The sequence below is a fragment of the Spirosoma sp. KNUC1025 genome (genome assembly GCF_045160025.1).
Lineage (GTDB): Bacteria > Bacteroidota > Bacteroidia > Cytophagales > Spirosomataceae > Spirosoma.
This window is the reverse complement of sequence record NZ_CP087139.1, coordinates 4,564,418-4,587,107: the sequence shown is the minus strand read 5'-3', so window position 1 is coordinate 4,587,107 and position 22,690 is coordinate 4,564,418. Positions and strand designations below refer to the sequence as shown.

The 22,690-nt window shown below is 51.4% G+C and carries 18 protein-coding genes; 3 read left to right on the top strand and 15 right to left on the bottom strand.

Annotated features, from left to right (window positions below; translation table 11 throughout):
• Window positions 1-42: 42 nt before the first annotated feature.
• The 12 genes from LN737_RS20170 to LN737_RS20115 all read right to left on the bottom strand — a co-directional run bounded on the left by LN737_RS20170 (window position 43) and on the right by LN737_RS20115 (window position 18,017).
• On the bottom strand, window positions 43-3,009 hold the full coding sequence (locus LN737_RS20170; protein WP_405511625.1) for a sodium:solute symporter family transporter: 2,967 nt from the start codon (window positions 3,007-3,009) through the stop codon (window positions 43-45).
• 65 nt (window positions 3,010-3,074) lie between these two features.
• Entirely contained in the window at window positions 3,075-4,235 is a 1,161-nt protein-coding gene (locus tag LN737_RS20165) for a four-carbon acid sugar kinase family protein (protein WP_405511624.1), read from the bottom strand.
• A 96-nt stretch (window positions 4,236-4,331) separates the two neighbouring features.
• Window positions 4,332-5,375: a 4-hydroxythreonine-4-phosphate dehydrogenase PdxA gene (gene pdxA / locus LN737_RS20160; RefSeq protein WP_405511623.1), complete on the bottom strand. Its 1,044-nt coding sequence runs from the start codon at window positions 5,373-5,375 to the stop codon at window positions 4,332-4,334.
• Between the two features lie 96 nt (window positions 5,376-5,471).
• Window positions 5,472-6,386, bottom strand: a complete 915-nt coding sequence (locus tag LN737_RS20155) for a dihydrodipicolinate synthase family protein (RefSeq protein WP_405511622.1) — start codon at window positions 6,384-6,386, stop codon at window positions 5,472-5,474.
• Between the two features lie 9 nt (window positions 6,387-6,395).
• Window positions 6,396-7,274, bottom strand: a complete 879-nt coding sequence (locus LN737_RS20150) for an iron-containing alcohol dehydrogenase (protein ID WP_405511621.1) — start codon at window positions 7,272-7,274, stop codon at window positions 6,396-6,398.
• 11 nt (window positions 7,275-7,285) lie between these two features.
• Window positions 7,286-7,543 carry an iron-containing alcohol dehydrogenase gene (locus LN737_RS20145; protein WP_405511620.1) on the bottom strand — a complete coding sequence of 86 codons (258 nt, stop codon included), beginning with the start codon at window positions 7,541-7,543 and terminating at the stop codon, window positions 7,286-7,288.
• Complete coding sequence (locus LN737_RS20140; protein WP_405511619.1) at window positions 7,543-8,676, bottom strand: exo-alpha-sialidase; 1,134 nt, start codon at window positions 8,674-8,676, stop codon at window positions 7,543-7,545. The genes LN737_RS20145 and LN737_RS20140 overlap by 1 nt, the downstream gene beginning before the upstream one ends.
• Window positions 8,677-8,796: 120 nt before the next feature.
• Window positions 8,797-9,489 (bottom strand): DUF3826 domain-containing protein, encoded by a 693-nt coding sequence (locus LN737_RS20135; protein WP_405511618.1) that lies wholly within the window; start codon window positions 9,487-9,489, stop codon window positions 8,797-8,799.
• Entirely contained in the window at window positions 9,486-11,006 is a 1,521-nt protein-coding gene (locus LN737_RS20130; protein ID WP_405511617.1) for a sialate O-acetylesterase, read from the bottom strand. Before LN737_RS20130 ends, LN737_RS20135 begins: the two co-directional genes overlap by 4 nt.
• 101 nt (window positions 11,007-11,107) lie before the next feature.
• Entirely contained in the window at window positions 11,108-12,895 is a 1,788-nt protein-coding gene (locus tag LN737_RS20125; RefSeq protein WP_405511616.1) for a six-hairpin glycosidase, read from the bottom strand.
• Between the two features lie 247 nt (window positions 12,896-13,142).
• The gene (locus LN737_RS20120) at window positions 13,143-16,295 is read right to left on the bottom strand and encodes a DUF6298 domain-containing protein (RefSeq protein ID WP_405511615.1); all 3,153 of its coding nucleotides are present in this window, start codon (window positions 16,293-16,295) and stop codon (window positions 13,143-13,145) included.
• 78 nt (window positions 16,296-16,373) lie between these two features.
• Window positions 16,374-18,017 carry a polysaccharide lyase family 1 protein gene (locus LN737_RS20115; protein ID WP_405511614.1) on the bottom strand — a complete coding sequence of 548 codons (1,644 nt, stop codon included), beginning with the start codon at window positions 18,015-18,017 and terminating at the stop codon, window positions 16,374-16,376.
• Window positions 18,018-18,366: 349 nt separating this feature from the next.
• On the opposite strand from LN737_RS20115, the gene LN737_RS20110 reads away from it, so the two are divergent.
• Both LN737_RS20110 and LN737_RS20105 read left to right on the top strand, forming a co-directional pair.
• Entirely contained in the window at window positions 18,367-19,290 is a 924-nt protein-coding gene (locus LN737_RS20110) for a hypothetical protein (protein WP_405511613.1), read from the top strand.
• Window positions 19,291-19,304: 14 nt separating this feature from the next.
• The gene (locus tag LN737_RS20105; RefSeq protein WP_405511612.1) at window positions 19,305-19,646 is read left to right on the top strand and encodes a hypothetical protein; all 342 of its coding nucleotides are present in this window, start codon (window positions 19,305-19,307) and stop codon (window positions 19,644-19,646) included.
• Window positions 19,647-19,694: 48 nt separating this feature from the next.
• Here LN737_RS20105 and LN737_RS20100 read toward each other — a convergent pair whose 3' ends face one another.
• The gene (locus LN737_RS20100) at window positions 19,695-20,513 is read right to left on the bottom strand and encodes an SDR family oxidoreductase (protein WP_405511611.1); all 819 of its coding nucleotides are present in this window, start codon (window positions 20,511-20,513) and stop codon (window positions 19,695-19,697) included.
• Between the two features lie 89 nt (window positions 20,514-20,602).
• Here LN737_RS20100 and LN737_RS20095 point away from each other — a divergent pair, with 89 nt between their 5' ends.
• The gene (locus LN737_RS20095; RefSeq protein WP_405511610.1) at window positions 20,603-20,953 is read left to right on the top strand and encodes a helix-turn-helix domain-containing protein; all 351 of its coding nucleotides are present in this window, start codon (window positions 20,603-20,605) and stop codon (window positions 20,951-20,953) included.
• A 21-nt stretch (window positions 20,954-20,974) separates the two neighbouring features.
• On the opposite strand, the gene LN737_RS20090 is transcribed toward LN737_RS20095, so the two are convergent.
• Both LN737_RS20090 and LN737_RS20085 read right to left on the bottom strand, forming a co-directional pair.
• Complete coding sequence (locus tag LN737_RS20090; RefSeq protein ID WP_405511609.1) at window positions 20,975-21,592, bottom strand: DNA-3-methyladenine glycosylase; 618 nt, start codon at window positions 21,590-21,592, stop codon at window positions 20,975-20,977.
• A gap of 113 nt (window positions 21,593-21,705) precedes the next feature.
• Window positions 21,706-22,584, bottom strand: a complete 879-nt coding sequence (locus LN737_RS20085) for a porin family protein (protein WP_405511608.1) — start codon at window positions 22,582-22,584, stop codon at window positions 21,706-21,708.
• Between the last annotated feature and the right edge of the window lie 106 nt (window positions 22,585-22,690).

Sequence of the window (22,690 nt, the reverse complement as noted above, 5' to 3'; positions counted from 1 at the left end):
CAGTTGATAAGACACGCCGAATCCGGAGCTTCGGTTCTACATTTACTGGACCAGTTTCTCCAGATCGTCGAACTTGCGAATGGCGTTTGTGGGTAGATTTTCGCCTTTTTCGCCAAAAACGTACATCGCCGGGTATTTCTCGATCGTGCATGTCGACTCATCGATAGCCCCGGTTTTGTCCTGTACTTTTCTGAGATCAAGCGAGAATTTTTTTGCCAGAAAATCGTACAGAGCCAGCCGCTTGCTTTTGCCGTAATCGTGGCCTTCCTGCGGTAGATGTGTATTAGAAACAGCCGCATCCTTCCCGTAAAATCCGTAAATACGTTGTAAAAATGGAAACTCGGTATCCGGTACGTGTTGCGTCCAGTCTTTACCGTCGGAGATAACCAATTGGGGGCGGGGAGCAGCCATAGCAGCAATTTCGACGTTGTTCGTGCCGTTGCCGCACAGGTGTACACCCATTCCGCTTTCGCAGGGGCAGCCACCGCTATGGTACGACGAAAGCATTACTACGGGTACACTCAACGTGATACGATCATCGAGGGCAGTGAGCAGCATCGTCTGACTTCCGCCACCGGAACCTCCGCTGATACCGACACGTTTCGAATCGGCATTTTTTAGCGTCAATAACCAGTCCAGGCTTCGCATTCCGTTCAGAATCTGAATGGTTTGAGCGAGGCTCCGGCGATGATCTTCGGGGTTGAACTGTAAGGCCGATTCGCCCCAGGCAAACAGATCGTAGCTAAACGCAATCGCCCCCATGCGGGCCTGCATGGCACAGCGATACTGACTATCGGCCCGGTAGCGCCCATCGCCAAAATGACCGTCGGGATTCAGCATAACCGGCATCAGTACTTTGGTATTGAGGGGTTTATACAACGAACCAGTTACGTAGACGCCCGGCAGGGTTTCAATCGCTACGTTCTCGACTGTATAGCCGTCGAAGGTTCGTTTGTTGGTGATGATGGGCTGGCTGTTGGGTTTAGCGGGCAGATGCGACAGCTTCAGGGCTTCCTGCATGCAGCTTTTTAGTTCCGCTTTGCGCTTTTCCCAACTCGTTACGTCTGTATACAGAGACGCTAAATAAGCCAGTTGCTGCCTGCCCTCGTCGGGGGTTTTGAGGTGGTATTGAAATGGTTGAAGCTTGTATTTTTTATCCCCTTCTTTGGCAAACGTAATGTCCTGCGACGACAAAATATTCGTCATTGTTTTCTCTACATCAGCGGGGCGGAACCGCCAGTCGGCATAGGTTACGTATTTATCTTTGACTAAATCCTTGGGGTAACGAATCTTTACCGAATATCGGCTTTCGATCTGGCTGATGACCTCTTTGAGTGGTTTTCTGAATTGGTTGTCAGAGGTTTGGGCCGAGGCAGTCAAGCCGAGAAAGACGAGAAAGAATACCGCTATTTTTCCAACTTTGCCAACTGCTTCAAGCCTTGAGGTATTTTCTACTGCCAGTTTTTTCGAACTCTTCCGCCAGCCACTGTACAGCAGATTGGCATCCAGCTCCGGCTTCGGGAAGAACAGGCTGGCGACGTAGCCAACCCCGATTACGACCAGATGGCTGTATACACCGAGCATCAGTTTGTGATGCGTAAAGTTATAGGCCCCCAGGTCCAGCAACAGTTTCTTATTGTCGCCATAGCCAATTTTGGTAGAGGTCAGAAACGCATAGGCCGTAAACAGAATACACACCACAATGGCAATGTTGACGCCCTGTTTGTTGGCGCGCGCACTGAAAATTCCGAGCAGAAATATCCCGACAATACCGCCCGAAAAAATGGCGTACAGCGTAAAGACAATACCCAGAACGCCCTCATTGCCAGCCTGTAGATAGATGGCGCCGATGCCGATAGCAAGAAGGCCTGAAATCACAACAATCGTCTTGCTGATGGTCAGGTACTCTTTGTCGGTGCGGGCGGGGCGAAATTTTTTGTAGAAGTCTTCCAGTCCAACGGCAGCCAGCGAATTCAGGTCGGCGCTGAGGCTGCAGATAGCGGCTGAAATCATGGCCGCCAGGATGAACCCGACCACACCCGTCGGGAATTTTGTCATAATAAAATACGGGAAAACGGCGTCCGGTCGCATACCGGCGGGCAGAAGCTGCTGCTTGTAATAGACAAACAGGGCGGTGCCGATAAACATAAATAATGCCCAAACCGGTACGGTCAGGGAGATGCCCAGAATCGACGCTTTGATGGCGGCTTTATCGGTTTTGGCCGTCAGGTAACGCTGCACGACGGTTTGGTCGGTTCCGTATTTCTGCACAGCGTAAAAGGCACCGTTGATAACCATGACCACGAAAGTCAGTTTGGTGAAATCGAGGTCATACGGCCCAAAACCCGTTCGGTTATTGGCAGAGGCAACGCTAATGACTTCCGAGAAGCCCCCCCTGACCGACAGCAGAATGACAATGACGCAGAGTATACCACTGGCAAACAGCATAAATCCCTGAAACACATCCAGCCAGATAACAGCCTCGATACCTCCCAGCAGATTGACCGTAATGATGATTAACCCAACAACCACAATGATGTAGAACGTATCGCCACCGGTCATGTTGGTCAGGGCCACCGAGAGCAGAAAGAAGACCGTTCCCATCGATGAAAACTGCCTGAGAACGAACGCAGTAGAGCTATAGTAACGGGCAAAGGAACCGAAGCGTTTTTCGAAATATTCATACGTACTGAGTCCAATCACTTTGCGGTAGAGGGGTACGATAAACCAGATGGTTCCGAGCAATACGATAGGCACCATCAGGCCCTGCACCAGCAAAATCCAGTTCGACGAAAAGCCTTCGCTCGGGTAGCCCAGAAACGTAACACTGCTAATCAGCGTCGCAAGCAGCGACATACCGATTGCCCAGGCTGGCACCCGGCCCCTGGCCGCAAAATAAGTTTCCGTGGTACGCTGGTTTCTGGCATAGCGTAACCCAAAATACAGATTGATAATCAGCACAATGCCGATGATCAGGTAATCAATTACGTTTAAGGTCGGGGTTGACATTTGAAAGAGTCATTGGTCATTAAGTCATGGGTCATTAAGTCATTAGAATTTGGAATGTCCAATGACTAATTACTATTAAAATCCCACAATATCGCTGGCCAGCGATAGCTACCTGGCTTTACGGTAATATGTAAATGGTTATTGCCGACAACGGCACTGCGAACGACGCCAGCCGTCAGTTCCTGAGTTGGAGACAGTCGCTTTACGCCGATTTCACGTAACACGGCTGATGCTGTTGAGCCGCCTTCAATAATCAGTTCATCAACAGGAATCTGGTCGAGTACACGCTTCACAACCTCGGCCATAATAGTACGTAGCTGAACCGCCAACCCCTGCGTATCCACATCCGATTCGGCATCGATGGCTATGATAACCTGCTCATGGCGTTGAAAACAACGAACAATGCTCGTTACCCAGTTGGTCAATTCAGCCTGATGTTCACCACCGGAAATCATCAGAGCGTTTGGCATATAACAAACGAAATTGCCGGACATTGCTGCTTTTTTAACCAGCTCGACACTGTGCCCGAAGGCACTTCCGCAGACGTAAAGCCGGCATAGTCCCAACGTGCCCGACAGGCGTTTTGTCCGTTTGAGAGCGTACCGTGCTTCGAGAATAGCTGTAAAAAAGCCCGATCCCCCACCCGGTAAGGTTTGGTCGTCAAGGCGGCTGGCCCAGGCCATAAGATCCCCCTGCGTACCCACCTCGCCAATCACAATTCCCGACTGAAGCGAAGTAGTCGTAGGCGGTTGCACAGTTATCGATACGTCGTTTGCCGAGAGTCGCTTCATCACATTCGATTCCGTTATCGGAAATTCCGGGTCCTTAGAAAAATGGGTCTGGTGAATGAGTTGGCCCTGAACGTAATAATGCCCATCGATCAGAATTCTACCCAGGGCTGGATTGGCCGGAACAATAAGGGCACGCTCCAGACCCAGAACAGTTATCTGGGCTTTGGTTTCTGCAATAACATGTCCACGTAGCACCGAATCGACCTTTTTGAAAATCAGCTCGGTGTTCATCGTTCGTAAAGCGGCACTCACTCCGGTCATTTCCCGTACTGCATCCACTTCGGCAACGGACCGGGCATCCGTAGCGATAACAAGCAGTTCAGCGGTTGAGCGTGGATTGACCGACATGGCCAGTTCTACCTTCATACCGTAGGCTATTCCAATACCACCGAGTTCAGCGGCTCCAGTTAAATCGTCTGCGATTACGGCAATCATAGTTTAATTTTGAATGATAGAATGACTGAGTGATTGAATCGGCTGATGCGAAATACATTCTACCGCAACCCGTAATTCAATCATTCAACTAGTCAATCATTCTATCATTATTTTGTTCTTAGCCAGCCTCACAGCTGATTCGATGGCTAGTACCATGGCGTCGGGGCTGGCTACGCCTTTACCGGCGATTTCGAAGGCAGTACCATGATCGACTGAGGTACGGATTATGGGGAGCCCCATGGTAATATTAACACCTTTGACGCTGTCCATCTGCTTTTTGTCGGCATTCCATTTGAAACCCGTAAGCTTGAACGGAATATGGCCCTGGTCGTGGTACATGGCCACCACGCCCCCATAGTGACCCGTGGCGGCTTTGGAAAACATCGTATCGGCAGGAACGGGGCCTTCTACGTCGTAACCCCGGCGTTTGGCTTCCAGTACAGCCGGTAAAATCTCTTCATCGTCTTCCGTACCAAATAGGCCCGAATCACCAGCATGGGGATTCAATCCGGCAACGCCAATTTTCAGGTTGGTTTCGCCCAGCGAAATCAGGCCGTTGTACAACAGCTCGATCACTTCCAGAATCCGGTCTTTTTTCACCAGATCACAGGCCTGCCGCAGCGATACGTGCGTCGATACGTGAATCACTTTCATCTGATCTTCAACCAGCAGCATCCCGTATTTTTTGGTGTTGGTGAAGTGCGCGTAAATCTCGGTATGTCCTGCAAAATGGTGCCCCGCTTCGTTGATCGACTTTTTGTTGATGGGTCCGGTTACGGTGGCGTCTACTTCGTCGGCCAGAGCCAGATCGATAACTTTTTTTACCGACGCAAAGGCAGCTTCACCAGCCATTGCCGAGATTTCGCCAAATTTCAGATCAGCAAGGTCTACGTTGGCCAAATCGTATACGTCGATAGTCCCGAGCTGAAAGGTGGCTTCCTGAACCGACGTAATGGGGTGAATCGTAGCGGGCAGATTCAACCGGGTTGCAATGTCTTGAAACACACCTGCATCACCAACCAGAATGGGATTGCAGATGTCGTAAATAACCGGATTCAGCAGCGCTTTTACAGCAATTTCGGGGCCAATACTTGCCGGATCGCCCATCGTGATACCGACTATCGGTTTATCTTCTTTCATTTTGTCGCAATTTTTGGTTTGGCCACTGTTTTCCTGGATGCCTGTCGTGGTGTCGGGTTTGAGAACCCGACACCACGACAGGCATCCAGGCGAATCTCAAAGCTGTATTTCTTCTTTGACCAGCACCTCGGCAAAGGACGTTTTTAACATAGTCTCTTCAAGATGCGAGAGGGGTTGTAGCGGAGGCATCACGGTCGTTCCGCACAGATTGTATTCCTGCATGAGCACTTTGAGCGCCCACAACGATTCGCCCAGCGTGCGGCCCGACTGATACACATGCCCAAACACATCTGACTGATTCTGGTGGTAAAAGGCTTTCTCGTCATCGCCATCCTGAACGGCTTTGAGCATATCGCGGTAAATACCCGGAAAAAGATTTCCAGTACTGGGCACAAGCCCGTCGCTGCCCGCCAGCAAGGCATGCGCCGACCGGGCGGCCCAGCCCATGAAGTGACTAAAATCAGGACGTTCAGCCCATAGAGCCAGGGATTCGGCCAGTCGGTCGGTGCTACGTTCAGAATCTTTCACCCCCACAATATTCGAGTGATAGCTTAGCTCGTCGAGCACCGGAATGGGAATCGACATGCGGGTCGTCGCGAAGATGTTGTAGATGATCAGCGGCCCGTTCAGCTGGTCGGCCAACTGCTCGAAATACTGCTTCATCTGACCGTCGGACAGCGCGTAGTAGCATGGCAGTGTAGCCGCGACCGCATCGACTCCATGATCGAAACAGTAGTTGGCAAAGTCAACGGACTCTTCCAGACAGTTGGACGAAATGCCTGCGTACAGGGTCGTATCAGCCGTTTTGAGCCGGGCCGTTTCCCTCACGTACGCCTTTTTTACCGACATGGGCAACGACGTAGCCTCACCCGTTGTCCCCAGTACAAACGGCATAGCCTCATTGGCCTGAAGACTGGCAATCATCTTTTCAGTGGCCGCTACATCCAATCGATACGTTTCGGTCAGGGGTGTAACCAGCGGGACAACAACACCCTGGTATTTCTTTTTCATACACGTAGGTTAATAAGCGGCTGTATAAATGGCTATAGCATCCTCGCGGGTTATTTCCCGCGGATTATTTTTTAGCAGGCGAGTAATTTTCAAGGCATCGTCGGCCATCGTCGGAATGGCCTCAAACGGAATATTGACGTCGCGCAAACGCGCCGGAATGCCGCATTCACGGATCAGGTCTCTAATTTTCTGTACACCGCGAGCCGCTGTTTTGGCGCAGTCATCAGCGCGTTCGCAGCCCAGGGCTACGGCCACCTGCGCATACTTACAGACGGAGGCCGGTATGTTGAATTCCATCACATACGGCAGCAGCAATGCGTTGGAAAGTCCGTGCGCCAGGTGGTACATACTGCCCAGCGGGTAGGAGAGTGCGTGAACCCCTGCCGTATTGACGGGACCCAGACAGATGCCGCCAAGTAAACTGCCCATCGCCACCTGCGTACGGGCCTCTTCATCGGCACCGTTACGTACAGCCTGTACGATGTTTGCCGCAATCAGCCGCATCCCTTCAATCGCATATATGTCGATGAACGGCTGCGCAAACTTGTTGGTGTAGGCTTCCAGGCAGTGCGTCAGCGCATCGATTCCCGTAGCGGCCGTTATAGCCGGTGGCACACTCAACGTCAGCAGGGGATCAACGTAAATAATGTCGGGAACCAGAAAGGGGCTGATGATGCCTTTCTTCTGATTATCCGCGTCATCAACCAGAATAGCGTTGGGCGATGCTTCACTACCCGTTCCCGATGTAGCAGGAACACAGATAAGTTTCTTTCGGCGACCCTTCAGGTTGCCAATGCCGAGCATATCTGTCAGTGTCTGGTCGTTCTCGAGTTGAGCGGCTACCAGTTTGGCAACATCCAGCACACTGCCTCCGCCAATGCCCAGCACCAGGTCGGGGTTTACGGGACAACCGTTTGCATCAGCGTGTTAAAGTCAGAAAATGATGGTTCCTGTACGATGCTCGTGTCAACCCAAACCCCAATGCCATTGGTGGTTAGCTTGTCGATCAGCGGCTTGAGTTTTTCCAATAGCGGCTTGATCGTTACCAGCAGCACCTTTGCGGGACGTAGCGCGCTGATCTCGTCGCTCAGATTTGCGAGAGAGCCTTTGCCGAAAACGAGCTTGCCGGGGAAATGTATGGTTAAATTCTGCGTCATCAGTCTTTTGTTATCTCCTTTGCAATCGGTGCAGTGTAGCCATCCATAGTGGGCCAGACACCATTTTCAATGGGTTTCAATAGCAATTTGGCGGGGTCTATTACGGAATGTTTGATCTTTTGCCGACGCCAGGTATAAATCACGTGGATCATGCCATCGCTGGTCTGAATCACAGACGGATACGAATATTGGCTGATCGGTGAATCTTCCAGAATGACGGCCGCCGACCAGTTTTTGCCATCTTTCGATACGGCCATATTCAACGGAGTACGTGGGCCTTTCGCCAGATTTCCGGGGGGCAATACGTGGTTATACACCAGCACCTGCCGGCCATCTTTCAGCGTTACAGCATCGGTGCCTGAGTTGTTATTAGGTAATGACGATTTGCTTAGGGGCGACCAGGTTTCACCGTTATCCGCCGACCAGGATTCTTCGATGGCGCGGTCTTTACTACGGGCCAGAATCTGCAGCTTACCCTTTCCGTACGTCAGAATACTCGGCTGGATAGCGTTAAGGGTACTTCCATCGTTGATCGGGCCAATTTTTCGCCATGTTTTGCCAAAGTCCGATGTGACTTCGAAATGCAGCTTCCAGCCGTCGCCTTCGGTACTGGTTGGGCAAAACAGGTTTCCGTTGGCCAGCAGAACCGGTTTGTTTTTGACCGGCCCAATGTACCCGTCGGGTAAAGCCCGTGCCGCCGACCAGCTACGTCCGCCATCTGGCGAGGTTTTCAGCCAGCCTTTCCATTTGGCGGGGCTTGGCCCAATTTTATAAAACAGCATCAGGTCGCCTTTCGGAATCTGGTACAAAACCGGGTTCCAGCAGGCGTACCGAAGTGTATCGTTGATGATGCCGTTGGCTACGTTCTGCGGAGGCAGCCACGTTCCTTTCTCCTGCCGACTCACCCAGATGCACACGTCCGGGTTACGCTCTTTGGTACCCCCGAACCAGGCCGATACCAGCCCCGTTGGCGTTTCGGCAATTGTAGCTGCGTGACTTTCGGGAAATGGTGGATTCTCAACCACAAACTCATCGACCACCAACCCCGACTGCCATTTTGCCAATTGGGCAAACGACGTACTGAACAGGGTTAAGGTGATGGACAGAGTTATATGTAAGCCTTTGAATTTCATTGTATTACTTTCTGTTTTTTGTCATTCCGACGCCAGGAGGAATCTTAAATTACCCTATAAGCCAAGCTTGAGATTCCTCCTGAGGTCGGAATGACAAGCCTTCCAATGACCAAATGACGACTACTTCTTCTCCGCTGCCTTTTTGGCTTTGACGGCCGCCGTGTAGGTGTTATACATCTCGCGCCAGTTTCGGCCGTTAGCGTTCAGATACTGTTCCGATTTGGTTTTGTAGATCTCGAAGATGGCTGAGATCTCTTTCATGTTTTTGTAGTCGATGGCCTGTTCGCGGGCCTGTTCCAGAAAACCCTGAATGGTTGCTTCTTCGGTTGGCGTGATGTTCGGCACGATAGCCCGATAACCGTTCATCGTGAACGCGACCTTACCAATCGTGTATTTGTCCAGAATAGCGTCGACCTGACTTTTCTCAAGGTCTTTCTGCAGCCCTGCCATCAATGCCTGATGAACCGTTGGGGGCATAGCGGAATCTGCAATCAACTGCCGGTCAAGTTCAGAAAGGGGTTTGCCTGTTACGGGGTTAATTCCCGCCGGAACCGTAGTGGCCGGATGCGCATTGTGCCAGTAGTAGACGGCTTTCAGGTGCGTAGCCACTACGTCCGTCAATCGTTTTTCTTTTTCTCCATCGTTCAGATTCAGCGATGCGATCCATTCGGCAGCTTTTTTGTCGAGTTCGGCATCGGCTTTCGCTTTTGTTTCCGCTGACGGTGCCGTTTTGGCTGGTTGCTCCTGACTGAAAGCGGGTGAGCTGATGGTGATCGCAACAGCGAGTACGTACAGATTAAGTGTCTTTTTCATCGGTTAGTTTGCGTTGTCGATTGTTTCAGGCTTCCTGATAGTCCAGAACTTTCGGGCAGTTGACTTCCTGAAAAGAGTTGATGTTTAAGCGGGTTATCTGTACGGAAAGGTCGGGCGGGCAGCCCTTCTTTGTTGATCAGATTGGGCTGCGCTGTTTCGTCCCAAGCAAAGCGAACAGCTACGGGATTTGGTACATTGGCTGCAGAAACAAGCACCCGTTTCCCTTCAAGGCGAGCCTGAGCAGGCACGAAAACACCATCGGCTCCGGCAATCACGAAACCCGTAAGCGGCTGAGCGTCCCGGCTTGCCAGCCCACTGCCCAACTGCGTAAAATGGAGTTCGGCAGTACGTCCTTTGATTTTCATTCTGTCAAAAACCGGCCCTTCCGCAACGACATCGCTTTTGTCATACGCGTTGGCCAGCGCCATCAGCGCCAGGCGTCGACCAATTTCCCATTTATATGGCGGATGAATGTCGGATAGATCGTCGGCCAGATCGGTTGTCACAATCATGCCCGTCTGGGGCAGACTCAGCACCCGTTCCTGCGCTTCCCGAAACTCGGGCAGGGTTTCCTTCGTCAACGCCAGTTTCTGTTTCGATTCGGAGTAGTTGAACGGCGCCAGTGATACGTAGTAAAAAGGAAGTTTCTGATCGCTCCAGGCAGTTCGCCAGCTGGTAATCAAAGTTTTTAGCTTGTGCGAATACGTAAGGGTTTCTTTTAGAAAACAGTTGGATTCGCCCTGGTACCACAAAAAACCTTTTAACGTAAAGGGAGCCAATGGCCGAATCATGGGCTCATAGAATTTGCCCGGTTCACCGTCAAGTTTCTGGTCGACGTAGTAGTCGTCTTCGTGGAAAGCGGCTTCCGAAATCCACGGCTCAATGCGGCTACCCGGCACGGCCGATGAAATGACACCAATCGGTACGTTCAGGTTTTTATAAAGTTCTTTGGCAAAAAAGTAAGCCGGTGCCGAAAAGGAGCGTAGTGCCGAATCCTGGGCTTCGTTCCACCCGCGATGCAGGGAATCCGGCTTGCTCAACTCTTTTCGATTCACCAGAAAAATGCGAATCAGCGGATTATGGGCGTAATTCAATTCATCAACGGGATTATGACCATCAGTGAGCTGCGTAGCAAGTGACGGGTTCACTTTGCTGTTTTTTCGCATCGTATACTCCATGTTCGACTGCCCCGAACAAAGCCAGACTTCGCCCACCAGGATGTTTTGCAAACGGATCGTATTCGTGCCCGAAATAATCAGTTCAGATGGAACAGCCGAGGCCTTGAGCGGCTTTAACGTAACGCTCCATTTGCCGGATGCATCGGCTGAAGTCGTCAGATTCTGCCCGGCAAACTGTACTGTTACGGTCTCACCAGCTGTAGCTTTACCCCAGATAACCAGTGGTTTACCCTGTTGCAAAACCATGTTATGCCCCAGAATGCGGGGCAATACAACCTCCGCTTTCAGTTGTGCCGAAAGGAGAAAGAGGATGGCAGCTAATAGGGGACGTTTTGGCATTGGTTGTTTCTTATTGTTGTTTTTTGACGGGTTCTGAGCCCTAAATTCCTTGAAAAAACAGCGTTGTTACGTTCCATTCTGTTTACCGACGGGTCGGTAATCTACTCCGCTCGCGCTGGTAACGGACTCGTTTTAAATGATTTGATGACAAATACAGCTTCGGCTTCCAGTTCGCCACCTTTAGGCAGATCGTAATTCTGATCCGTGGGCGTATCGGCATCCGGAAACCGACGTACCCCGCCCGTTCGGAAGACGACCCGCCGGAACGAAGCGACCGGGGCAAAAAACAGTCTGGTACCTTTGGACTGACCATTGACGAAGGCCGTGAACATCCGTTTGTCGCGGTCGAGTTCGATGCGTACATCGTAGGATTTACCCCCTTCGTATTTCTGTATGTTCGAATCGCGGTAACCCACTTTGGCTTTGAAGAGGCTGTCAGCATCGAACATCAGGCGGACAGCTGCGTTGCCTTTGGCGTCCTGAAATTCAATTTGTAACGTGCCTTTGTTCGCTCGGTTGGCGGTCTGATGCTGCGGCACAATTGTAAATTCGACGGCAACCTTTTTTGAATCGGGAATCACGCGCTCGGCTTTGGCATAGTCGAATGGGTCTTTATCGCGTAGCACCAGCGCCTTGTCTCCATCCGTAGACTCAATTCTGGCCGACGCGTAAATAGGGCTGTAGATATTCCAGTATTTCAGTTCTTCACCGGCAGGCATGAGGGCGAAGGTTTCGTTCGGATGAGCCGTCACTTCGTCGGTGATGGGTACCGGAATTTTAGACACCCAGATGTCTTCCTTGTTCATGCTGTAGGTCACCCAGAGGTTATTATCGGGTGAGGTGCCGTTGCCTTCTTCAATGCCTCGTACGTACTGCGGCCCGTACGATTTATAGGCACCTCCGTAACGCAGCGACGTGATTTCGCCATTGACCAACAAAAGGTTGGTATAATTCAGCCCGTCACGACTGGTGGAAACGGCCAGCGGCCAGCGAAATTCGGACGGATTGTAAACCGTAGCATACTGTCCATCGGAGGTGCGTTGTCCCCAGATTTTGGCGTTGCTGTTCACAAAGCCCGGTGCCCGCAGCGGATTATAGAGCCAGGTTTTACCGTCGTCTTTACTGATGGTTGTGAGGGCGTGTTTCCAGAGCCCGACGACACGGTTGTCGGGAAGATGGTAATAGCTAAATGCCTTTACGTCTTTCTTAAGGGATATCAATGGGTCGTTACGGTCGGCTTCTTCGATCCATTGCTGCATCATCAGCGGGTTCGCCAGCAGTTCGTTGCAGGCTTCCACAAACCCCTTGTCTTTCGAACTGGTATAGAACGGGTAGGCCGACTTCGCTTTGTCCCAGGATGAGTTGTTTCGAATAAAATAAATAGGCCCATATTTCCCATCGGGGTAGATCTCACGAACGACACGCCCAATTCCGTTTCCATCGTTCGGATCGTCTTTTGGCCCCATAACAATCCCATAAAAAGCTAGTGTCAGCAGTCGCTTGTTCTTTGCTACGTAAAAGCCCATGCGCTGGTGCATGACCGCGTACAGGTCTTTAGCCGTTTCCGGGCGTCCTTCTTTCTTCCAGCCGTCGGGTATTTTGTAGGGCGGGAAAATGACGGTCGGCTTCGTCCAGGTATACCCGTCTTTTGAGGTTAGCAGCAGGGTTTGACCAGGTGGTACGTGTTCGCCAACCGGATTGCTGAGGTATTGCAGATAAAACGTACTGTTCCAGTACGCCAGCACTGGCGCGTGGTTATACGTCCAGTTGGTACCACCTGCCAGTTCAGGATGTTCCCGATTCGCCCGAAACACCTGAATGTTATGAACACCTACAGCGGGGCTTAACTGCCCGTGGTGATAATCGACATTAGACAAGGTAGTACCCACGTACCGTACGGTGTCCTGGGCGTAGGTTTGGGTTGATAATAAAATAAGTATTGCCCAAACCCCCAACCCCTAAAGGGGGCTAAAATTCGCGCATTTGAAGCCCCCTTTTCAGTGAAGTCAGGTTCTAAAACCTGACTAGCGCGGTTTCTTAAAACCGCATGGAGTGCGGTGCTCAGACGGTTTTGAGAAACCGCCCAGCGTTGGGTTGAAGAACCCGACATCACATCCAGTTTATAGTCAAACCATCTCATAACCCTTTACTTTTTTTTACCCAGATCACTTCAGCCCCTTCGCCCTGCTTTTTCAGACTGACCAGACTGCCTCCTTTCACGACTTCTTTCGATTTTGTGATCTGTCCCGTTTTCGGATTAACGTAACTTACCGAATAGGAACCGACTGATTTTGTCAGATCGAGTTCAACAGCCGCGTTTGCTTCAGTGTAGATGATATAGCCGGTTTTTTCGCTGGCCAACGCCCACTGACTGGCCGGTTTTTGTGCCAGGTCAAAAGGCTGCATCTGAGCGGCATCGGTCAAAAACTGAGGGTCAGCCACGGCCGATACGTTCGGCATGGAACCGCCTGCCATCAGCACCGCCCAGCCCATTGAATCATAGCTGTCGGCAGCGTACGTAACGGCTTTTTCCGGATACTTCTGGCGATACTCCCGAATGGCCCGGTACACCTGCTCGAACGAAGTTTTTTTCGGTAGGGTCAGTCGGGCATGCTGACGGGGAGCCAGGTTTTGTCCACCAGCAGGCGCGTAGGCCGTACCGTTGGCCTGATAGTGCCAGTACCGAATATCGACCAAATTAATGATTGACGACCGTTTCGCATCGGCCAGAATGGCATCCTGAACATCTTTGGTCGTGCTCAGGCCAACAATTACTTTTTTGCCCGTTTCCTTCTCCCATTCGCTGATGGTATCGATCCAGAACTGCACGAAAGGCAAGGGTCCGGTAAACTCCGCACCAATCAGCTGAACGACCCCCGAATTACCCACGAAATTGTCGAGACACTTACGGATATAAGCCCGGTGCAGCGCCCGACGTACCGGATGCGATACGTCGTAAAACTGCTCCGCCATAAAAATTCGCTTGTCGCCAGCGTAGGGTACCGGTTCCGGGAAACCAGTGTTGTTGATGTTGTTGACTGGTCGCCAGGGGAAATCGGCGTAGTGTGCACCCGCTTCGATGATGTTATGCTGGAAATAATTCTCGTGAATGAGCGCCAGTCCTTTCTGATCGGCCAGGTCGGCGTATTGCTTCAGGCGGCTCCAGTACCAGGGGTTGTATTTCGTCAGATCGTATTTGCTCAGGCCATCCCAGGCGGTTTCTTTACCACTACGGGCAAAGGGCAGTTCATAGAATGGCGGCCAGACTTCGCCATCCATCCGGCGAATACGCTCGTGGTCATCCCGCCGACGTTCGTACCAGAGGCCATAGCTGTGGTCGATAGCAACTACATTGTCGGCTTTCATGGAGTCCGTCATGGCTTCCAGATCGTCGGTAAGACCGCGACCGGTCATTCCGGGCACAAACCGGGTAATGTGTGGCTTGGCCCCGGCTAATCCGTAGGGTCGGGCACTTCCATTCCACCAGGGTACTTCCTGTCGGCGACCCGTCAGGAGTTTGCCGCCACGAACCAGTTTCCCGTGCAGAATCTGCATCGGCTCTGAACGGGTAAGGACAGGTTCTTTGGGCACGCCAATCGCGTCTATCGACGTAGCATGCGAGCTGACAGAAATGGGTTGGCGCGTCGACGAGGCCGTGATAAAATCGTATAAGGTAGGAGCGGGGTTTACCGCTTGTTTCGTGAGAGCTGCCGCTACGTCTATTTTGGGGCTGCTGGACGCTTCGGATTCAACGGGCAACAGAATTGTTCGGGCTATCGCCTTATCGCCCAGCCGGTCTTTCAATTGCGCGTAATACAGACTTCGGGGTTGAATGTGTTCGTTGGAGTTATCCCAGTACCCGTCACCTGAAAATTGCGCCCATGTACCAAATGCCCAGTTCTGAGCGGTTGGCGGTTGATAGCAATCGACCCGGGCGGCTGTGCATTGCCAAAGGACACTATTGGCGGCATTCCAGCCTGCGCCCTGCTCGTCCTGCCCCCGGTTGGCAAATCGCAGGGCATTGCCGTCGATGTTCACGATGTCGAACAAGACGCCCGATGCCCAGCTATCGATGCTGCCGCTAAAACTAAATGGCAAATGCGATTCGCATTGAACAAAGGCATTCGGTCCGGCGCTGCAAAAGCCAACGGCAAAATCGTGGTAGCCAGACTCGGCGTATAACCGTTGACAAAGAATCTGCTGACCCTTAACGAAATACGTATTCCGCCGTTCACCCCCAATCTCGGAAACGGGAGCCAGCGACTGACAGTCTTCGACCGTAACGCGCCGGACTGTTTCCTGAATGTTTACAGCTGAACCCGCGAAGTGCCGAAAAATTACCTGCCGAATCCAGGCGTCCTGTACGTTTTCCAGCACAATCGCCATCCAGCGATGCGCTTCATCTTTGGGGTTGGTTTTGTCGAATGTGGATTCGAGCTGAAGGTTTTCAAGGCCTGATTGCGAGATTCGTCCTGCCCAGTTGTATCGGGCAACTGTACCATCGCCGTAAGCGGAATCGAGGGCCGTAGTTAGTGGCGCATCGAGGGTAAGTTCAGTACCGTTCAGGGCGATAACCTGCCGATCCCAGTAGAGGTCGCGCTGACCCGGTTTCCAACCCAGCGCCGAAAGGCCACCCCCAAACGTATCGGTACCGAGTTTCTGAATCCACTCTTTCGTGGAAGGTCGACGTATCTGGACATAATCACCAGCCTTAAGGTCGGTTGATTTTGCTACGTGAATTTTGGAGGCATTAACGGGAACGTAGCTGTCTGTAATCGGTAAAGCGGCAGCCAGTTGACGGTCGCTCTTCCCCGAAATGGTAATCAGATGATCGCGGCTGGTACCCGTGCCCAGAAGAGTGGTGCCTCCAGCGTTCATACCGCTGCCCTGCAGTACCACACCTGACGCACTGATGTGCAAGCTGCCCGCCACTTCATGAACCCCTTTATCGAGCAGAACAGCGCCCCGAAAGCCGTCGCTATTTAAAGGTAGGGACGCTACGTAATCAAGAGCCGCCTGAATCCGACGGGTAGCGTCGCCTTTTCGGGCCGGTACAACAACCTTGATGGCTACGTTCGGAATAGCCTCTTCACCAGCTTTATAGCCGCAGTACGAAAAATCGGGGATACGGTTGCCCTGTTCGTCAGGAGTGTAGACCAGATGTCCCTCTGTTCCCAGCGCAACTGGTTTGGGAGGAACCGGCTTGTTTTTCTGCGCGCACACATACCCGATACGCCCAAAAGCGACCAGGAACGAAAGCAGTGCGGTAAGCAGATTGAGTTTAAGCACGGTTTAGGAGGGGTTGGTCATTGGTCATTGGCTGATAGTACTAATGACCAATGACGAATGATGAATGACTAATGACAGTTACGTTCTGGGTCGGACGGTCTGCACCGAAACGACGCTGTTCAGAAAATCTTCGATATTCGTATAGCCGTCCTTGTTTTTGTCCTGGCTGGCGTCCGACGCATCTTTTGGATTCAGGCCATTTTTGGTCTCCCAACTGTCGGGCATCCCATCTTTATCGGAATCAACGTAAGGCGTGCCTTTGTAATCCGGGTAACCACCCACCTGAATCGGATCGGTAATGATACCATTCTTGTACGAATCAATAGGCAGACGACGGTGTTTAAACTGCGTTTCCGGTAATTTAACTCCTTCTTTGTACGTGATCTTACCCGTACGTACCTGCTCCACCACCCGCGTATCGACCGGATCGCGTTTGGGAAGGGTAGCCCCCGCATTGGCCAGCACAAATTCATACGCCTGTCTGGCAGAAAGAATCGTGAGTTTAGGCATTGGCAGCGGCTCATTCCATTTCATTTTGGACGCGTATTCACCGGCATTCGCCATTTCTTCAACCTGAACACCGCCATCCCAGTTATCTTTGGTCACTTTCTCATTCCCGTCAACAATGTTGCCATTGACGTAGGCCCGTCCATAAACGCGGTAGGGCAGTTTGCTACGTCCTGATTCGGGTTTTAAAATCCGGTAGCCGATAGGAGAGTCTTTCGGGGTTTGCGGACCAGGCTTATAGTAGTTATTGATAATATTGTACATAGCCGTATAATCGCCCCCATCGGTTGACCGATGCACCCAGTTGAAGATGACGTTATTTGTAAAGTTGAAAATACCGTTCCAGCCAATTGACGGATTCCGCCCGGCATTATCGGCCCAGAGGTTGCGCATAAACGTGCAGTTCTCACCACCCAGCGTACTACCAAAGGCATGATTCCAGGTGTCGAGAGCTTCCGAGAAAATCGAGTTCTGAATCGTGATATTTACGGTAGGCAGCTTTTCTTCCAGTGTCTTGCCTGTGCTGTCGTTATACATGTGGCGGTACATCGACATATTTTCGTCGAGTCCCCAACTGGCTGATACGTGGTCGATCATGATGTTGCCAATCGGATTGCCGCCAATGGAATCGTCGCGACGACCCACAAAAGTTTCGCCCCGACGGAAGCGCATGTACCGAATCAGTACGTCGTGGGTATTGATCCAGACTGATTCACCGGCAACGCAAACGCCATCGCCCGGAGCCGTTTGCCCGGCAATGGTAATGTAAGGAGCCCTGATAATCAGCGGACTTTTTAGTTTGATGATACCGGCTACGTTGAAAACAACGGTACGGGCGCCCCCCTGTTCGCAGGCGTCCCGTAACGTACCGGGGCCGCTATCTTCAAGGCTGGTTACGACGATGACTTTACCGCCCCGTCCGCCAAACGTGAACGCGCCACCCCCTTCGGCTCCTGGAAAAGCGGGAATGCTGGCCTGTGGCAGATCGACCGGACGAGCCGCCCACGGAACGTACGGTTTCCCTTCTTTCGCTTCCTTATCGATGATCGGCTTTGCCTTTTCCCAGGCAATATCCGATTGCCGACGAGCCTCTTTGAGCAGGTCATCACTTTCTTTCTGAACGTCGGCCGGAATGGTCGGATACTGCGCTGATGCCGTATGCTGCGCAACCAATAAGGCAGCCGATAGGAGAAGAGGAATCGTAAGCTTTTTCATGAGACGAGGGTTCTGTTGAGTGAGCGAGTTGTCAGGTGCAATCGGTCAAAAACAAACAATCGGGTTGATCAATGATCAGATTGTATATCAAGCTCAAAATAAGGCTAAAAATTAGGGCAATATCTATATCATTTTCTCGGCAATTTATAGGATATTGTCATCCGCGAAAATCAGTCCAATTCGGTACGGTTTACGTGGCTGATTTTCCTGTTGTATCCGCAACTTGTGTCCCGAATCGGGCTTGCCGTAACCGATACGACCGCTTGCTAAAAAGGTACAGTCGGGTGATGGGTAAAGAACTAGTTTTACTATGTGCCCTTCTTATCCTATAATAAACCGGTTCATCCGCATGAGTAATCGTTCCTGGCTTGTCGTATGTATGCCCGTTCTGGCAGGCTTATCTGGCTGTGCAACATTGACACCGAGTCAGGTGGCCGCCATCAATCAGTATGCAGACGTAACGACCCATTATTCCGATTACCCCAGCAAGGTTCTCGCTGAATTTCTGGTGCTTCGGTATAAAGACCGGACGCTCATTGCCAGTCAGAACTCGGATAAAGAGAATCCGCTGACCTTCAAGGATATCAGTAAGTTGTACGCACAGAAAAAGGGGGAAAGCGAAGCTATTCAGGGATTAGATATTGGCATTCAGACGATTACAGACTATGCAACTGCGCTGAAAAAACTCTCGTCGCCGGATTTTGCCAGGGATGTCGGCGCGAATGCCCAGACCCTGGGTACATCGCTGGATTCGCTGACCAGTCGGTACAATACGGTCGTTAAGCCCAACGTTGGGTTGCCGTTTATTGGCTCAATTGTTGGGTTGACCTTGCGGGAAGTAGGAGGGCGATATGTTGGCTATAAGCAGACTGCTGCACTAAAACGCTACGTACAGGCAGGTGATACGCTTATCAACATTCTGACAAAAAGCATGGAGGAAATGATGGCGACGCACACCGCTACGTATATTCAGGAATTGGAAAAGGATGTGCAGACATTTAACAACCAGCTGCTGGTCCAGTTGTCGGATAAAACCCAGTACGAACGGTATCAGTTTGCTTCCGAAACACTGGCGCTGGTTGAACAGATCGACCACCTGAAAAAAATGAATGGGCAATCGATTCTGGCGCTGCAAAAACTACGCTCGGCACACAACGAACTGACGGATCAACTGCGGCAGAAGCAAAAACTGATCAGCGTTGGCAAAGAGATGTTTGGTCTGTATCAGGCTGTTCGGGATTTACAAAGTACGTATCAACAGATTAGTCATTAACCGCCTGAATCACGATGATGCAATCGACAGTTTTAGCCACCCTTCAGAAAGTGAACGACGCCAAGCGCGAGCTGGCCGACGAACTGGAGAAACCGCATTCGTCCAAAGAGCTGAGCCAAATCCGAAAGGGAGTCAAATTGCTGGATAATCTGGCCGCCGATCTGCTGCTGGCCGATCTACAGAACCAGTCGGACAGCCTTCGGGAGCAGGCAGGCCAGCTTCAGGAATTATCAGACAAAATAAACCAGACCTCGGCAGATCTGGCTAAAATTGCGACAACGATAAAAGACATTGCCGATAAAGTAAATGCGATACTTAGTGCCGCGGCCATACTTAGTGGTGCCGGATTGATCTAATCATAAGCGGAGATGCCACGGGGGATCTTCGTGCATCTCCGCTTATAGTCAGGCAAAATTTGACGCTATTTTTTCCAGATAATCGTTTATCGGCATGGCGTTACGCATGGAAATCAATTGATTGCCAACATCACCAATTACTGTTCGGAACGTAGTACTCTCGCCAGTTGCCAGCTTATACACTTCCCTTACAATCGTCAGGGTATCGTCGCGCAGGCTGCTGTCGGTACTGTTCATCAGCTGCTTTAGTTTATCAGTCAATTTATCGTAAACAGTGATGTCGGGATTAGTATTCCAGGTTATACCATTGGCAAAATTATTGTCGGTCGAGCCGCCCTGTTCAATTAGCCGCAGCTCGATGTTCAATGGTTTTAGTTCGTAATAAAGTCCTTCCGTCAGACCCTCCAGGGCAAATTTTGACATGTTATACAGCGAGCCCAGAGGAACGGCCGTTGTAAGCCCCATAAACGAACTCACGTTGATAAACATACCCCCACCGTTCGCCCGGAAATGGGGCAGAAAAGCGCGGATCATATTGATCGGGCCGCGCGTGTTTACGGCAAACTGCCAGTCGATAGCTTCTTCGGTAGCCAGTTCCAGCGCTCCGTACGTACCCATGCCGGCATTGTTGAGTACGACATCGATGGTGCCGAATGCATCGATGGCCTGTTGGGTCGCCTGCTGTACCTGGTCCAGATTCGTTACGTCGAGTTTAAAAACACGCACATTGTCGAGCTTTGTTAGCTCGGTTTCGTTTTCGGGTGTCCGCATGGTGGCTGCTACGTTCCAGCCCTGCTCGGCAAAAAACCGGGCACTGGCTTTTCCCAGCCCTGAACTGGTGCCAGTAATAAAAATGGTTTTGCTCATGTTCTTGATGAATTCAATACAGGTGCAAAACTAATCGACTTTTGATATACCTTTGTAACCAGTATCACAGGGTATACTAATCGATATCTATGACAGACCAAGCCTCGGTACGTAGCCAACCCGAAGAAGTCAAGGCCTTACAGGATACCATTTACGTAGTTGGGGGTAAGTGGAAACTGCCCATTATCAACTCCATCTGTAACGGGAATCGCCGTTTCCGCGAAATCGAACGAAGTATTCCGGGTATCACGACGCGGATGCTTTCGCGGGAATTGAAGGAGCTGGAAATCAATAAACTGATCGTTCGGACGGTCTATCCTGATTCGCCGGTGCTAGTCGAATACACATCTACCGCTTACTGCAAATCGCTGAGCGGAGTGATTCAGGAAATGATTAACTGGGGAAAGGCGCATAAACAAAAAATTACGGAAGCCGACTGATAGGATAGGGCACAAGCTACTTTATTTTTCTGGCAGCCAGCGCCAGAGATACCGGCAGGCTGTTGTTCGGTAAGGTCGCCAGTTTGCCGCAATTTCGTGCAGAACGGTATAAAGTGCACGACCTGACAGACCTTCGGTTTGCTCAGCATAAGCCCGTATCATCCGCTGCCGAATGACCAGATCATCAATCGGAAATACGTCGGGCCGGTTGAGGACAAACATCAGCAACATTTCTACCGTCCAGCGTCCCACGCCTTTGATGGGCGTCAGGTACTGTACTATTTCTTCATCGGTCATTACATCCAGATGAGCCTGATCCATCGGATGGATAAGTGAAAATTCGGCCACGCTTTGCAGATACTTGATTTTCTGAAACGACAACCCCGCGCTACGTAGTTCGTCGGTGGTTTTTAGCAGGAGCGCATCAGCCGAAGGGTACTTGTCGGGGAAAAGCGCCCGAAACCGGGTGAAAATAGCATCAGCCGCTTTTGTTGAAATTTGCTGAGAAACAATACTTTCCAGTAGCGATAAATACACATCACCGGCGTAGTCGTTAAAAATTTTCGGTGCGGGCGTCTCGGCAATCAGGCGGGCCATCACCGGGTCGCGGGCAAGGTGTATGAGGGCTAAATCATCCATACAAACGGGTATCCTGTCGGAAGTTAGACCGGCAAGTTAACGGCCATTAGTGTAAACAAAAACTTCCCAAACGTTCTAAGCGTTTGGGAAGTTAGCCAGCGATTTGTTACTGATTAACGCCCGCCCAGTGGGATCAGATAGCCGACCGATAGCATGGCATTTTGTGGGTGCAGGTTTGTTCCATTATCATTAGTCGAAAACAGGTAGGAGTAGCGGGCTTCCAGTTGCACCGCGCCGGGCCCAGCCTGAATGGCTACACCCGCACCGCCCGATGCGCCGTATGAAAGACGGCCTTCGTTGGTCATGTCGATTTTTTGCGAACCGGATTGACCGCCTTCCAGAGCCGAAAGCGTACCGCCCAGCGTATAAGTTGCTACCGGACCGGCATTAATAAAGAACCGGAGGTTGGGTTGACCAAACGACGCTTTTAACAGCACAGGCACTTCAATAATACTGTATTTAAGTTGCAGATAATCGGAGCCTGCGGTCATTTTGATGCCGTACTGCGTATAAAGAATCTCGGGTTGTACGGAAAAACTGGGACCGCCAAAATTGAACAGCACACCACCGTGGAATCCCATAACGCGGTTTGCCTGAACGCCAATGCCAAACGTTTCGGGGTCAATCCCGCCAATGGTTGAGGAATTTCCACCAACCCGGAAGCCAATCCGGAAACGACTTTCATACGTGCTTACGGGTGCTACAGGCCGGGCCGCCGGACGACTGGATGGAGCCGCCTGAGGGGCGGGTGCTACGTAGGCAGCAACGGGTTGTTCCTGGCGAGCCTGAGGTTGTGGAGCAGGGGCGGTACTGGCAGGGGGAGTTGAAGCGAGCTTAGTCGCTGGCGCCTGCTTTTTTGCCGGTGCAGTTGTCGCAACATGGGTCGCTGCGGGACGTTTCGCCGGAACTGCCTTACGGGCTACGGGTTTCGACTGGGCGAGAAGGCTAAATGGTAACAGAGAAAAAGCAAAGAGTGAGAGAAGATTCTTCATGGTGTAGTTTTTTGTTGTTTACTGCACCAAAGTTGAAGGGTTGCGTCGGGCTGTCCAGCACCTGTCTGCCTGAACTGACAATTCGAACGGTTGAACTGCCAAAAGA

Bases quoted from the DNA above. Each gene is read 5' to 3' on its own strand.
- LN737_RS20105 (WP_405511612.1), top strand. From the start codon at position 19,305: ATGATGCAATCGACAGTTTTAGCCACCCTTCAGAAAGTGAACGACGCC.
- LN737_RS20145 (WP_405511620.1), bottom strand. From the start codon at position 7,543: ATGACGCAGAATTTAACCATACATTTCCCCGGCAAGCTCGTTTTCGGC.
- LN737_RS20115 (WP_405511614.1), bottom strand. From the start codon at position 18,017: ATGAAAAAGCTTACGATTCCTCTTCTCCTATCGGCTGCCTTATTGGTT.
- LN737_RS20085 (WP_405511608.1), bottom strand. From the start codon at position 22,584: ATGAAGAATCTTCTCTCACTCTTTGCTTTTTCTCTGTTACCATTTAGC.
- LN737_RS20140 (WP_405511619.1), bottom strand. From the start codon at position 8,676: ATGAAATTCAAAGGCTTACATATAACTCTGTCCATCACCTTAACCCTG.
- LN737_RS20090 (WP_405511609.1), bottom strand. From the start codon at position 21,592: ATGGATGATTTAGCCCTCATACACCTTGCCCGCGACCCGGTGATGGCC.
- LN737_RS20100 (WP_405511611.1), bottom strand. From the start codon at position 20,513: ATGAGCAAAACCATTTTTATTACTGGCACCAGTTCAGGGCTGGGAAAA.
- LN737_RS20110 (WP_405511613.1), top strand. From the start codon at position 18,367: ATGAGTAATCGTTCCTGGCTTGTCGTATGTATGCCCGTTCTGGCAGGC.
- LN737_RS20155 (WP_405511622.1), bottom strand. From the start codon at position 6,386: ATGAAAAAGAAATACCAGGGTGTTGTTGTCCCGCTGGTTACACCCCTG.
- LN737_RS20135 (WP_405511618.1), bottom strand. From the start codon at position 9,489: ATGAAAAAGACACTTAATCTGTACGTACTCGCTGTTGCGATCACCATC.
- LN737_RS20170 (WP_405511625.1), bottom strand. From the start codon at position 3,009: ATGTCAACCCCGACCTTAAACGTAATTGATTACCTGATCATCGGCATT.
- LN737_RS20130 (WP_405511617.1), bottom strand. From the start codon at position 11,006: ATGCCAAAACGTCCCCTATTAGCTGCCATCCTCTTTCTCCTTTCGGCA.
- pdxA (WP_405511623.1), bottom strand. From the start codon at position 5,375: ATGAAAGAAGATAAACCGATAGTCGGTATCACGATGGGCGATCCGGCA.
- LN737_RS20165 (WP_405511624.1), bottom strand. From the start codon at position 4,235: ATGATTGCCGTAATCGCAGACGATTTAACTGGAGCCGCTGAACTCGGT.
- LN737_RS20095 (WP_405511610.1), top strand. From the start codon at position 20,603: ATGACAGACCAAGCCTCGGTACGTAGCCAACCCGAAGAAGTCAAGGCC.